Genomic DNA, 12,303 nt, shown 5'->3' on the forward strand with positions numbered 1-12,303 from the left:
CGCGAGCCCGCCCGCTGTTGATTAAGAACGGGCTCGCGTGCCCGTTCCACCTCACATCTTGCACCATTGTCAAGAACAGGCTTTCCGGCCTGTTCCACAAAGAGGGAATTTTCTTGTGGAACAGGCCGGAAAGCCTGTTCCTAAAAAGCTTATTGAGAATGGTGCAACCTCTGAGTTCCACAAAAGTCAACTTGTTTGTGGGGTGTCCTGCCCTCCTGAAAATACAATTTAGAGGCGGGGTTTATAATGATGGGACAGCCATGCCGCGCTCAACGGCGGGACGCTTTTGCACGGTTTCTACCCAACGTTTGAGGTGGGGGTGGTTGTCGAGGGTTAATCCTTGAAATTCGTAAATAGCAACCCAGGGATAGGTAGCAATGTCGGCGATCGAATAGTCGCCGCAGATGTATTCGTATTTTGCTAGTTGAGTGTCTAATACTCCGTAGAGGCGCAAGGTTTCTTTTTCGTAGCGCCCGATCGCATAGGGAATTTGTTCGGGTGCAAAGCGTTTGAAGTGGTTTAGCTGACCAAACATCGGGCCGACGCTGGCCATTTGAAACATCAGCCATTCCATAACTTGAAAGTATTTTTGTTTGTCTGTGGGCAGAAATCTGCCGCTTTTTTCGGCTAGATAGATCAGAATAGCGCCGGACTCGAAGACGGTGATGCCGTTATCTCGATCGACTATCGCCGGAATTTTGCTGTTGGGGTTGATGGCGATGAACTCTGGGCTAAATTGGTCGTTTTTTGTGATGTCGATGACGTGCACGTTGTAGGGTAAACCTATTTCTTCGAGCATGATCGAAACTTTGCGGCCGTTCGGTGTGGTAAAAGTGTATAGGTCGATCATAAGTTGTCCGCCTTTTCTCAAGCAGGTATAAACTATATTATAATAATTTCAGGCAAATAGCTAATCATAATGGATCTTATTGAAATTCTCAAAGACGATTATCAAAGATTTCCCGATAATCAGACTTACAGCATCTATGCAAAAGATGTTTATTTTGAAGACCCAGTGAATCGATTTACAGGAGTCGATCGCTACCGCAAAATGATCGGGTTTATGGGGACTTTTTTTCAGGATATAAATCTCGATTTGCACGGGATTTCGCGATCGGGAGATACTATAGAAACTCGCTGGACTCTGAGCTGGATCGCACCGCTACCTTGGAAACCGAAAATGGCGATCGCCGGTAGGAGCGAACTGAAAGTCAACAGCGACGGTTTAATTGTTTCTCACATCGATTACTGGGACTGTTCGCGGTTGGATGTGCTCAAACAGCTTGTATTTCCTGTGAAAACTAATGTTTGAGAATTGTTCTTAGGTTTGTTAGCAATAAAAAATAGTGTTTCAAGAGCGAGATCCCTTTTTTAAGGCAAATATTAGCAGATAAACACAGATGAACGCTGATTGATTTTTATGGGTCGCAATTGATATCTGAAATAAATAATTTTAACTTATCTTGACATGGCAGCAATTTCGTGAGTTAGCGAAAATGTGCTGTGTCCGGCGGCTGCTTGTCGCCCAAATTAATTACCCACAAAATTAATTCCCGTTACATAACGTTACAATATAGGAGTAAACTACTTTCAGGCGAGCTAAACAATCAATGCGCTTAATATTAATGACCGGAAAAGGCGGCGTCGGCAAAACCTCCGTAGCCGCTGCGACGGGGCTGCGGTGTGCCGAATTGGGATACAAAACCCTAGTGCTGAGTACAGATCCCGCTCACTCCTTAGCCGACAGCTTCGACATGGAACTCGGACACGATTCGCGGCTGGTGAAACCGAATTTGTGGGGAGCAGAATTAGACGCTCTCAGGGAATTAGAAGGCAATTGGGGAGCCGTTAAGCGCTACATTACTCAAGTCTTGCGAGCGCAGGGGCTCGAAGGGGTGCAAGCTGAAGAATTAGCCATCTTGCCAGGAATGGATGAAATCTTCGGTTTGGTGCGAATGAAGCGGCATTACGACGAAGGCGAATTTGATGTTTTAATTATCGATTCGGCTCCAACTGGCACAGCATTGAGACTGCTAAGTTTGCCCGAAGTTGGCGGCTGGTACATGAGAAAATTTTACAAGCCGCTGCAAGGCATATCAGCCGCTCTTAGACCTTTAGTTGAACCAATTTTTAGACCAATTGCGGGTTTTTCTTTACCAGACAAAGAGGTGATGGATGCACCTTACGAATTTTACGAACAAATCGAAGCTTTGGAAAAGGTTTTAACTGACAATACTGTGACTTCGGTAAGGTTAGTTACCAATCCCGAAAAAATGGTAATTAAAGAATCTCTGCGCGCTCATGCCTATTTGAGTTTGTACAATGTAGCCACAGATTTAGTAGTAGCTAACCGGATTATTCCCGCAGAAGTAACTGACCCATTTTTTAAACGGTGGAAAGAAAGCCAGGAACAGTACCGTCAGGAAATTCACTCAGATTTCATGCCGCTGCCAGTTAAGGAAGTGCCACTTTATTCAGAAGAAATGTGCGGTTTGGCAGCTTTGGAACGGTTGAAAGAAACGCTTTACAAAGACGAAGACCCAAGTCAAGTTTATTACAAAGAAAATACGATTAAGATCGTGCAGGAAAACAATCAATATAGTCTTGAACTGTATTTGCCCGGAATTGCTAAGGATCAGATCCAGTTGACCAAAACGGGAGATGAGTTGAATGTTCGGATTGGGAATCACCGCCGTAATTTGGTGTTGCCGCAAGCTTTAGCGGCGCTGCAACCTTCGGGGGCGAAGATGGAGGATGATTATTTGAAGATTAAGTTTGCTTAACAAGACTTACGCACGCTTCTACCTAAAAAACCCGGTTTCTAGGAAAAATCGTGGATTATCCCTTGAGATATTCACGCAGAAACCGGGTTTTTGGCCCGCGTGCAGGTATTGAGCTATTCAGCAGACTTACGCCATTCTTGTCCGAGGCGAACTGCTTTGTCAAAAGTAGCACGGTTGCGTCTGCGTTTATGAGACAGTGACTTTTGTAATGGTATCAATTCCGATTGTAGCGGAATGATTTAACCGCAGAGGGCGCAGAGGGCGCAGAGTCTGCAGAAGAGAGAGATGAATAATTCCGATGTCAACGGGTTGGATATGAGATGCTGCTGGCTAGATACAATTAACATGATTTAGCATGAACGACTTCCTTTAATGCCTCATCAATCACTGCATCGCTGACACCTCGGCGCTTCAAACTTGCTACTAAGGCTCTTACTGTCTCGCTCTCAAATCGTTCTAAATCAACGCGCAAACCTTGACCGATATAAGCACGAATTAATGGCTGATAACCCGAAAAACCCAACAAGGGTGCAACTTTCTTTAGATATTCCACAACATCTTCGGGCATACGAATCGTCACGCTAGTCATTGGACGGTTGCGGTTTAATCGCTGTTTTAATGCTTCAACCTTCATACTCTGCCCTCTCCTGACGAGTTGCTTTACGTGCTGAAATAAGTTGCGGCTCTTGTACCCGGTAAACAATTCCCTATTATAAGCCCCACCGATTATCTTAGAAAATCAGTAATTTTATTCCATTTCATCACTTCCGCCAAGTCAATCGCCGTCAACCCATCAGGATTCTTAATCATTTTATCAGCGCCATACTTTAATAATAATTTAACAGGAGTTAAGTTGCCAGCCAATGCCTCACATTGCAGCATAGTCCAGCCATTTTCATCAATTTGATTTACAATGGTAGGATTTTCACTTAATGCAGAATCAATTTTTGCAGCCATATTCTCACTCATTGGATGCTCGCCGATTTCATATTCATCCTTATTTCTTGATTCTTGATTTAAATAGCTATCGGGAACAATTCGGATTTCTCTCGGATCGCCGAATTCCAAACCCCAAGCATCATCATGCACACGCCTTCGATCGCTATTCATTGTAAGCCGTATTGCATTAACAGTATATGCACCATAAACCATCCCATCAATAGAATATATCCAATCATTGATATCGTTGAAGCCCATCACAATCTGGTCGCCCGATCCAATTCCATCTATCCATCTCGGATCGTTTAATAAATCTCCACTAACTTTCAGACCATCAAAATTAACATTCTCCACCCACATATGTTCAACTGATGGTGCAGAATCCGTCACCTTTCCCGTCGGAAATCCAAGTTTTACTGCACTTATATCCAGCCCAGGAATTATCCGCCGCCTTTCCCATGACAACTCACGCCAAAAATATTTAAATGATTCGCGTGCCTTCTTGCTAGCAAGATTTATATCCGGGTCATCACCCTGAAATCGATAAATATTTTGACTCATTTACCACTCCGCAGTTGATTGTTAGAGGTACTTCTAATATTAATATACATCATAAGCAGGTTAAGTATATCAAGGGAAAGGGATGAAAAGAATTCGACCTTCCTATTCATCAGGCTGACTGCAACAAATAAATAGTTCTAAATCATCAATGATCTTACCAATGGGTGCTGTTGCAATAACCTCAATAACTCCAAGCATAGGTAGTCCTTGATTGACTCGCTCGTAGGCATACATCGTAATAGTGGCCACATCATGGGTAAGTAAGATGCGTCCTTCATTAGCGGCCCATTCTAAAATATCTGGATCGTCAGTGTGAATCAGCCCTACATCTTGGACACGAACAATATCTAATTCAGGCAAACGTCTCACCAGCCCACGCAATATGGCTCCATTAAAATTTTCATCAGTTAGAAGGCGCACTTGGTATCGACTCCCCTTTTGACTGATAACGAGTAAGCAAACGTTGTCTCAGATCAACTAAGTTGTGTTGTCGAGAAAGTTCTTGTCTCAGTTGCTGAGATTGTTGGCTGCGCTGTTCCAAATAACTGTCAATTTCCTGACGATGGTTTAGATAGTAAGCAATGGTACTGTATATGTCTTCTAAGCGAACAACTGAATACTGAATAGCGATTTCTTCGGGAGTGGAGCCATTGTGGTATGAAGCAAGTATGCTATCTAGGGTGACTCGACTCGAACCTATACGGATACCTCCCGCTTCATCCCAACGGAAAGGAGGAGAGGTTGCTTGGAATTTTGCTGGGGCGCTCATTAGGGACATATTCTACCTGACTTGAACTGTATCAAAACATTGAAGCAAGAAGCCTAATGCTTTGTCGGAAGGTAATGAAAGCCAACCATAATTATAGCTGTCGTTATGCTGGCTTTGCTACGAATGCAGGATAGGTTTTGTGTGCATCTGCATAAATCCTAAGTGCTACAGACATTTGTTGTTGGGCAGTTTCTCCTTGTGCCTGAAACCAAGCAAATGTTTCAGGATCGACTTGAACTGGCATAGTAATAGCCGACTGAGGCATTCGTAATTGCGCTCTAGTAAAGAACTCCTCCGATAGTGGTGGACTATCGGAAGTATCGATATCTTCATCGCTCATTGCGTCGATTCTAGCCCAGTCGGTTTGTGAGGTATTGTTCATAGCGTCTGCGTTCATAAGACAGTGACTTTCGCCCTGGAGATAATACGAACTGTTTCCTCATCAAGCTCCGTGTAGACAACAACTACAATTCGTCCATCAAGTAAACCAATACCGATACTCGACTCCAACGCATTGTTAGGCTTTCTGATTGCTACGGATAGGGCAATAAATTTAAGTTTTGAATGAATCGATAATCTCGTTGGTTCTTAGTGATGAAAGGGTACTCCCATACTATTGCTGTAGCTGCGATCAAGCCATCGGCAATTAGTAAGCCGTGACTTAGCCGATACAACCGTAACAAGTCAACCGCCTTATCTGAAATAGACTGGTCAATTCTAATCACGTCAAACTGCTGGAGAAATTTTTCTAGAGTCTGTAACTCTACCTTGTTAGCGCAACCAACAATTAGCTCCATTTGTGTGATTATGCTAATTGCTAATCGAGAACTTGATTTTAGTCCTTGCAAACAATTAACTGCATCAGGAATACCACGACCAACATCGATGATTATGTCGGTATCTATGATAGTTGAACTAGCCATGTGCTTTTTACCACTCGTTTTCTCGGAGATTACGTACCCAGGTAGTGCTACCTAAGTCTTGACGATCTCGCCACATTCCAATAAATGGATCGTTCATTAAATCAACATTTACTGACGAAGAGACATGTTCATCATATATGTACTTTTGTTTTAAAAAGGCGATCAAACTTACCACTTGACTCTGTGCTTCAGCCGGCAGAGATAAAAATTCACCTAAAAACTCTTGATTTGTCATGGCTATACCTTTTAAACAGAACAAGATATCTTTGATTAAGTCTATCAATATTTTGAGATTTTGGGAACTACTCCCTTCCCGTCATGGGGTCAAAAGCAGAAATTTTCTGTGTGAAATCCCAATTTTGGGTAGTTAGGCAGAAACTTTCTCTGTTTCCATGACTATTCCTCTTCTTTCCCTTCCTCTGTGCTCTCTGTGCCCTCTGCGGTTCCTTCACTCTTTCCTGCATTAACCTCAATCTTTCGCGCCTGACGTTCCGACGCAGCTTTTTGCAGCATTTTCAACTTTTCTGGGTCAGCATTCGATCGCCAAAACAACTTATGATCCTTAATTTTCACGCAATTTTCCTCCAAACACTTCATCCATTCCCGATGTTTCTTAACTACGCCACGATCGAGAATACCTAACTTTTCTTCTTGGCGGGTGAGTTTCGCAAACTTGTCATAATGCGGATAACTCTCAGTAACAAAAGCTTCTTTTCTCACTAAAATTGGCGGATTGTACACATCAGAATAGTCTTGATAGCTCACAGAAAGGTCGCGCAAATCTATGTGCATAGAAGTGTGAAGGGCTGGATGCGGGTTAGTGTCAAAATCGGGATAAAATAGATAGGAAATCTGAGGTCTGCGAGCGTAAAATTTGATAATTGTCGCGCCGTCAAGTCTGCCAATTGTGCGGTTGGCGCAGCCTTCGTAGAGCCTGAGCAAAGGATCTAGTTCTTCTAATGCAGAGACGTGAACAGAAAGGGAACCATGCTGTTTGTAGCCGATCGCACTATCTTCGCAGCAATCCGCAACAATATCAGGTTTGCTCAGACTATATAGCATTAAATCTGCCAAAGTGCAAGCTTTTTGATAATTGTCAAACAAACCTTTGATGTCGTTGCGGATTTGAGCTGGGAGTCGGCGCATCGAAGGTCGATCGCCCAAACCGTTGAGAGCGAGATATACCAGCAAATCTTGGCGGCGCTTGTCGGCGATTTTCTCCCAATCATCCGCATCCGTTGCTTGCAAAATCACCCTCCAAGCGCGATTAAAACTGTGAAATTCCTCCTTAATCGCCGATTCTTCCGCTAGTTCGCCTTTAACAGGAAGCCGGCCCCGATCGCTCACAAAAGCCATCAAAGGAGCCAACATTTCCGCATAATCCTCAAACCGCTTAACTTGCGATCGCACCCTGGGAGTCGATAAGTGCGATCGAAACCGAGAAGCACGAAAACTTTCACCCTCCGCTGCATCCCGAAACACAAAATAGATTCCCAAAGCCACAGGAATTGCATCAACATTCAAAACTTGGTCAATATAAACCTTCAACTCTTCCTGTTCGTAATACTTCTGAAAAGTATTCCGAGAAGTAATCACCCCATCCCCATAAGCAATTTGGCCTCGTTCGCTATCATCAATCAAAACTTGAGCCGCTACAACTAATAAACTCTTAGTTAATTCCCAAGCACTTAGCAAAGCTTCTCGGCGTTCCGCCAAAGATTCAATCACATTAATCACATAACCAATATTCACAATATCCGCACACATTCGCGGAGTATCCGGCTGATAGTATGGGTCCCAACCAGAAATAGCATAACCCTCTTGTGCAATATATTTAACATCCCCGCCGTAACCGCAACCGTAGTCAAAAAAAGTCGCCCCGTCCCTCACTAAATCAGCTTCTAAAACCAGACGCAGGGGTTTAGAAAGCGAATTGCGTACCATTGCAGCTTTATGTCGCTCGATTTTAGGAATTGATAGCTCACTATTCTCCTCTTTCAAACGCTCGACAACAGTATGATCTTGGATTTCTACACCGCAATATCCCAAATATTTGAGCCAACCTTCGCGAGTTCCGATAACGCTAGTATTGTCAAGCAGTCCCCACTTTTCCTCGCAGCGAGTCAGCCTCGCAAACTTTTCGTAATGGGGATAATCCGCAGCTACAAAAGTTTCCTTGCGGTGCAAAACCGGGGGATTTTCGCAGTTACTGTAATCAAAATATTTAACTTCCCCTGTTGCTAGATTAATCTGGATGCTGGTTTGCAAATCAGGATGAGCATTTGTATCGAAATCAGGGTAAAAAAGATAAGATATTTTAGGTTGATGAAGCAAAAATTTAACTAAAGTTGCTTCATCAATATTTTCGAGAGTGCGTCTGGCACAATTTTCGTAGATTCCGAGGACAGGGTTGAGTCTCTGCAAAGCTGAAACGTGAACGTAAAAAGCCGTAGGTAATTTTTTTCCCACCTTGCTTTCCCGACAGCAGCGAGCCACTTTTGCTACTAGATTGTCCACAGAAAAATTATTGATTTCATCGAGCGGGTAAGGCACAGCATTTACAGAATATTGCTCAGAAATACCCTCTTTTTCATACAATAAAATTTCGCGAGCAAAAACCATCAAAGGCGTTAGCAGTTTTTCCTCGTTTTCTAAGGAATTGCTATTTGAAATAGTGTTTGTAATGGTATCGTAATTCATAGCTAAATTAATTATTTTTTTTAAATTAACCGCAGAGAACGCAGAGAACACAGAGTGAAGAAAGAAACAAAGAAATAAACAAACAAAGAAACAAAGAATTTATTTCTTAGTCCGCGTAGGCGGACTTCGTTTGTTTAGGCGCGATTTCAAGCGCCGACTAATATCGATTAATAGCGACTAACCGACTAACTAAACATTCGATTTTCCACAAATTCTTGCACCCGGGCTAAATGACTGGACAAACTTACTAATAGGTTCTCAATCCTCTCACTATTTGACAATTCCACCCCTTTTGGTTCAGATTGAAAGCTTCGCGCTTGATGCTCCAATTGTGCGGCCAAATCCGACATCTGAGCAACTCCCACATTAGCCGAAGTTCCCTTGAGACGGTGGGCTTGATATTCCACAGCTTGCCAATCTTTAGCTTCTACGGCTCTTTTGGCAGCAGCTACATCAGCTTGGGCTCCTGCCACAAAAGCTTGCAAGAGTCGCTCTGGCAATTTAATATTAACTCGTCCGAGTTGCTCCAATCTGCTCTTGTCGAACAGTCCGTCGCAGTCTCTATGTTCCCAAGTTGGAAGTGCGATCGCCCTTGGTGTCTGCCCGGCCACAACCTGCGCTTTTTCCACAACTTCTGTATAATTTGTTGCTAATTGAGATTTATTTTCCGAATTTATAGTTTTAACTCCATACTTATTTTCATCCTGAACATTTAGGGCTTCATACTTTTTCAGGGCCGCCGCCAAAGCATCTAAATCTACAGGTTTGCTGAGATAATCGTCCATCCCCGCCGCCAGACACTTTTCTCGTTCCCCCGGCATAGCATGAGCAGTTAAAGCCATCACAAAAGTATGCCGATCGCTTCCTTCGATTTCCCTCAACTTTTGCGCTGCTTTGTAACCATCCAGTATCGGCATTTGACAGTCCATCAGCACTAAATCATAGCTTTTTTTAGCCAGCAAATCCAGCGCTTCTTGACCGTTGACCACGCAGTCAGCCTGATAGCCTAAAACTGCCAACTGTTCGACAAGAACTTGTTGATTGATCGGGTGGTCTTCCGCCACCAAAATTCTCAGCGATGACAGCGAATTGGGAGTAACATATTGATGAGTATTAACTGGTGGCAACTTGCCAGTATTAGCAGCCTCCACTCTCCCAAAATCTCCCCTTCCCTTCACCGGCGCAAGCATTGCCTCAAGCAGGTGGCTTGGCCGCACCGGCTCGATCAAATATCCGTTAAAACCTCGACTGCAAAGCGATTCAGCCTTCGGCTGTTCTCGCAAAGCAGTCATGGCGATTAACGAGCAAACTGTCGAGGTCGATCGCACTTTCCTAGCAAATTCCTCCGCATCCAACTCCGGCATTTGCAAGTCCACCAGCACCACATCCCAGCTTTTTCCCCCCTCTCCCGAATTCTGAGAAATCCCGCCCTGGGTATTTTTCAACCAACTCCAAGCCTCAGCAGCACTTTCTGCCTCGTCGCAGCGCGCACCCCAACTTTGAGCGAGCGATCGCACTGCTGCCCTCCTCAAAGCACTTCCAGAGATTACTAACAACTTCTTGCCCGCAAGTTCGGGATCGTGAGGCTCAACTGGCAACTGTTTTTCCAAAGGTACAGTAAACCAAAAAGTAGCACCGCTGCCTAGCAAACTGCGAACTCCAATGTCCCCTCCCATCATCTCCACTAACTGCTTACAAATAGCCAAACCTAAACCCGTCCCGCCGTAAGGCCTAGTAGGAGAATCATCTACCTGAGAAAAAGATTGGAACAGCTTTGTTTGTCCTTGGGCCGAAATTCCAATGCCAGTATCCCGCACCGAAAATAGCAACCTTGCTTCTTGTCTACCCTCTGCCAGTCTGTTGCCCTGTTTCACAGTTACGTGAACTAGAACTTGACCGCGATCGGTAAATTTTATGGCATTCCCCGTCAAATTCAGCAAAACTTGCTTCAATCTGCCCGAGTCGCCCACCAACTTTCTCGGCACTGAGCTGTCTACTAAAATATTCAATTCAATACCTTTTTCTTCGGCCAAATGCGCTATAATTTCTATCACCGACTCAACGCAACTATCCAAATCAAAATTAGACTTTTCAAGTCGCATTTCTCCAGCTTCAATTTTAGAGAAATCAAGGATATCATTAATAACACTTAGCAAATGTTCAGCACTGCGGTAAATCGTCTGAGCACAGTCCCGCTGTTTCTGTTCCAGAGGAGCGCGCAGCAGCAATTGAGCCATTGCCAAAACCCCATTCATCGGAGTGCGAATTTCGTGACTCATGTTCGCCAAGAATTGCGACTTCACCCGGCTAGCTTCTAAGGCAGTTTCCCGCGCTTCCACCAACTCATTAATCTTGTCGGCCACCATCACAATTCCCCCTACTTTACCGTCTGGATTGTACCAAGGGTGAGCGGCCCAGCGCAGGTAGATAACAGAGCCGTCTGCTCGTTCCCAAGCATCTTCGCTCACAGAAACGACCTCACCTCTGAGCACTTCTTGATACATTACTTTCCAGCGATTCGGGGTATCTGGAAACAATTCGTAATGACTGAGATTAGTCAGCGACTGCCACTCAAAATTAAATTGAGTCAGCCATTTGTGCGAGTTAGCTAAATAGCGCATTTCCGTATCGAACATCGCCATTGCTACCGGCACGCAAGTAATAATTTGTTTCAGTTGCTGCCGTTCCCTTTCCAGAGCATATTCCGCCTGTTTCCGCTCAGTAATGTCGCTAATCATGCCGGCCATTCGCAGCGCTTTTCCTTTGGAATTTCGCTGAGCTTTTCCCTGAGAAGTGCAGTAGCGGTAAACACCGTTCGAGTGTAGCAGCCGGAATTCTACATTATAATCTATTTCTTGTTCCAAGTGAGCGGCGATCGCCGCGACAATTCCCTCCTTGTCATCGGGGTGCAGGCGGTTGTATAGAGCTTCCATAGTCCTGCCAAATTGCTTTCGCGACAAACCGATAATTTCCAAAAGGCGATCGTTCCAATAAACCTCATTTTTACTTAAATCCCAATCCCAAATTCCGTCGTTCACTCCCTCTAAAACTAACCTGTACCGTTCCTCACTTTCCTTAAGCTTTTGACTGGTATGAAACGCCTGAAATTCGGCGCGGTAAACGCGCATCGCATTGGACAAACTGCGGGACAAACTATCGGGAGAAAGCTTATTTTTAGCAATATAATCAGAAGCTCCTGCCTTCATCAATTCCACAGCGATTTGTTCGTCGCCTTGACCTGTGAGTACAATTAAGGGAACTTTCAGTCCAGCTTCTCGTAGATGTTTTACCAAACTCAGTCCGTCTCCGTCCGGCAATCCGTAGTCGAGGAATACGCAGTCAAATTTGCACTCAAATATTTGATTTAATAGCAGCCCCTTTTCTGTCTCCTCAACCTCGCTTAAAGGTTGAGATTTATTTTGTTGGGAGAGTTTTGCGGTAGCCTGCATAGAATTTTTGCTAACCGAGAGTTGTGCCAGCGCATCCGCGCAGTCTTCTGCTTCAGTAACTTCTGCAGAAACACCAGCAGACTTGAGCGATCGTTTGATTGCCATTCGATCGACTGCATCGTCATCAACTATCAGAATTGTGAGAATTTTGTCCATAAAAACCGAATTGTGGATTAGTC

General features: G+C 44.2%; 12 protein-coding genes. 2 read left to right on the forward strand and 10 right to left on the reverse strand.

Annotation, left to right across the window (positions count from 1 at the left end):
• Positions 1–241: 241 nt before the first annotated feature.
• Complete coding sequence (locus QT973_RS16910) at positions 242–850, reverse strand: glutathione S-transferase N-terminal domain-containing protein (protein ID WP_333053183.1); 609 nt, start codon at positions 848–850, stop codon at positions 242–244.
• A gap of 69 nt (positions 851–919) precedes the next feature.
• Here QT973_RS16910 and QT973_RS16915 point away from each other — a divergent pair, with 69 nt between their 5' ends.
• On the forward strand, positions 920–1,312 hold the full coding sequence (locus QT973_RS16915; RefSeq protein ID WP_333270535.1) for a DUF2358 domain-containing protein: 393 nt from the start codon (positions 920–922) through the stop codon (positions 1,310–1,312).
• 298 nt (positions 1,313–1,610) lie between these two features.
• Entirely contained in the window at positions 1,611–2,783 is a 1,173-nt protein-coding gene (locus QT973_RS16920; RefSeq protein WP_333262239.1) for a TRC40/GET3/ArsA family transport-energizing ATPase, read from the forward strand.
• A gap of 340 nt (positions 2,784–3,123) precedes the next feature.
• Here the strand turns inward: QT973_RS16920 and QT973_RS16925 are convergent, their stop codons facing one another.
• The 9 genes from QT973_RS16925 to QT973_RS16965 form a co-directional block, all read right to left on the reverse strand.
• A complete protein-coding gene (locus QT973_RS16925; protein WP_333053179.1) occupies positions 3,124–3,417 on the reverse strand; it encodes a hypothetical protein in 294 nt (97 codons plus the stop codon).
• A 92-nt stretch (positions 3,418–3,509) separates the two neighbouring features.
• A complete protein-coding gene (locus QT973_RS16930; protein WP_190741039.1) occupies positions 3,510–4,283 on the reverse strand; it encodes a DUF2314 domain-containing protein in 774 nt (257 codons plus the stop codon).
• A 102-nt stretch (positions 4,284–4,385) separates the two neighbouring features.
• The gene (locus QT973_RS16935) at positions 4,386–4,703 is read right to left on the reverse strand and encodes a DUF5615 family PIN-like protein (RefSeq protein WP_333337825.1); all 318 of its coding nucleotides are present in this window, start codon (positions 4,701–4,703) and stop codon (positions 4,386–4,388) included.
• Positions 4,687–5,052, reverse strand: coding sequence for a DUF433 domain-containing protein (locus QT973_RS16940; RefSeq protein ID WP_333053176.1), 366 nt, complete (start codon positions 5,050–5,052; stop codon positions 4,687–4,689). The genes QT973_RS16935 and QT973_RS16940 overlap by 17 nt, the downstream gene beginning before the upstream one ends.
• A 103-nt stretch (positions 5,053–5,155) precedes the next feature.
• Entirely contained in the window at positions 5,156–5,449 is a 294-nt protein-coding gene (locus QT973_RS16945; RefSeq protein ID WP_333312996.1) for a hypothetical protein, read from the reverse strand.
• A 136-nt stretch (positions 5,450–5,585) separates the two neighbouring features.
• Entirely contained in the window at positions 5,586–5,975 is a 390-nt protein-coding gene (locus QT973_RS16950) for a type II toxin-antitoxin system VapC family toxin (protein WP_333053173.1), read from the reverse strand.
• 7 nt (positions 5,976–5,982) lie between these two features.
• Positions 5,983–6,210 carry a hypothetical protein gene (locus tag QT973_RS16955; protein ID WP_333053171.1) on the reverse strand — a complete coding sequence of 76 codons (228 nt, stop codon included), beginning with the start codon at positions 6,208–6,210 and terminating at the stop codon, positions 5,983–5,985.
• Positions 6,211–6,371: 161 nt separating this feature from the next.
• Entirely contained in the window at positions 6,372–8,675 is a 2,304-nt protein-coding gene (locus tag QT973_RS16960) for a DNA phosphorothioation-associated putative methyltransferase (RefSeq protein WP_333232153.1), read from the reverse strand.
• Positions 8,676–8,860: 185 nt separating this feature from the next.
• Complete coding sequence (locus QT973_RS16965) at positions 8,861–12,280, reverse strand: response regulator (RefSeq protein WP_333391766.1); 3,420 nt, start codon at positions 12,278–12,280, stop codon at positions 8,861–8,863.
• Positions 12,281–12,303: the final 23 nt, after the last annotated feature.

The organism is Microcoleus sp. Z1_A1, from assembly GCF_036700305.1.
Lineage (GTDB): Bacteria > Cyanobacteriota > Cyanobacteriia > Cyanobacteriales > Microcoleaceae > Microcoleus.

What these genes read in the sequence shown, in the direction of transcription:
- QT973_RS16910 (WP_333053183.1), bottom strand. Translation starts at nt 850, where the DNA reads ATGATCGACCTATACACTTTTACCACACCGAACGGCCGCAAAGTTTCG.
- QT973_RS16915 (WP_333270535.1), top strand. Translation starts at nt 920, where the DNA reads ATGGATCTTATTGAAATTCTCAAAGACGATTATCAAAGATTTCCCGAT.
- QT973_RS16920 (WP_333262239.1), top strand. Translation starts at nt 1,611, where the DNA reads ATGCGCTTAATATTAATGACCGGAAAAGGCGGCGTCGGCAAAACCTCC.
- QT973_RS16925 (WP_333053179.1), bottom strand. Translation starts at nt 3,417, where the DNA reads ATGAAGGTTGAAGCATTAAAACAGCGATTAAACCGCAACCGTCCAATG.
- QT973_RS16930 (WP_190741039.1), bottom strand. Translation starts at nt 4,283, where the DNA reads ATGAGTCAAAATATTTATCGATTTCAGGGTGATGACCCGGATATAAAT.
- QT973_RS16940 (WP_333053176.1), bottom strand. Translation starts at nt 5,052, where the DNA reads ATGAGCGCCCCAGCAAAATTCCAAGCAACCTCTCCTCCTTTCCGTTGG.
- QT973_RS16945 (WP_333312996.1), bottom strand. Translation starts at nt 5,449, where the DNA reads ATGAACGCAGACGCTATGAACAATACCTCACAAACCGACTGGGCTAGA.
- QT973_RS16950 (WP_333053173.1), bottom strand. Translation starts at nt 5,975, where the DNA reads ATGGCTAGTTCAACTATCATAGATACCGACATAATCATCGATGTTGGT.
- QT973_RS16955 (WP_333053171.1), bottom strand. Translation starts at nt 6,210, where the DNA reads ATGACAAATCAAGAGTTTTTAGGTGAATTTTTATCTCTGCCGGCTGAA.
- QT973_RS16960 (WP_333232153.1), bottom strand. Translation starts at nt 8,675, where the DNA reads ATGAATTACGATACCATTACAAACACTATTTCAAATAGCAATTCCTTA.
- QT973_RS16965 (WP_333391766.1), bottom strand. Translation starts at nt 12,280, where the DNA reads ATGGACAAAATTCTCACAATTCTGATAGTTGATGACGATGCAGTCGAT.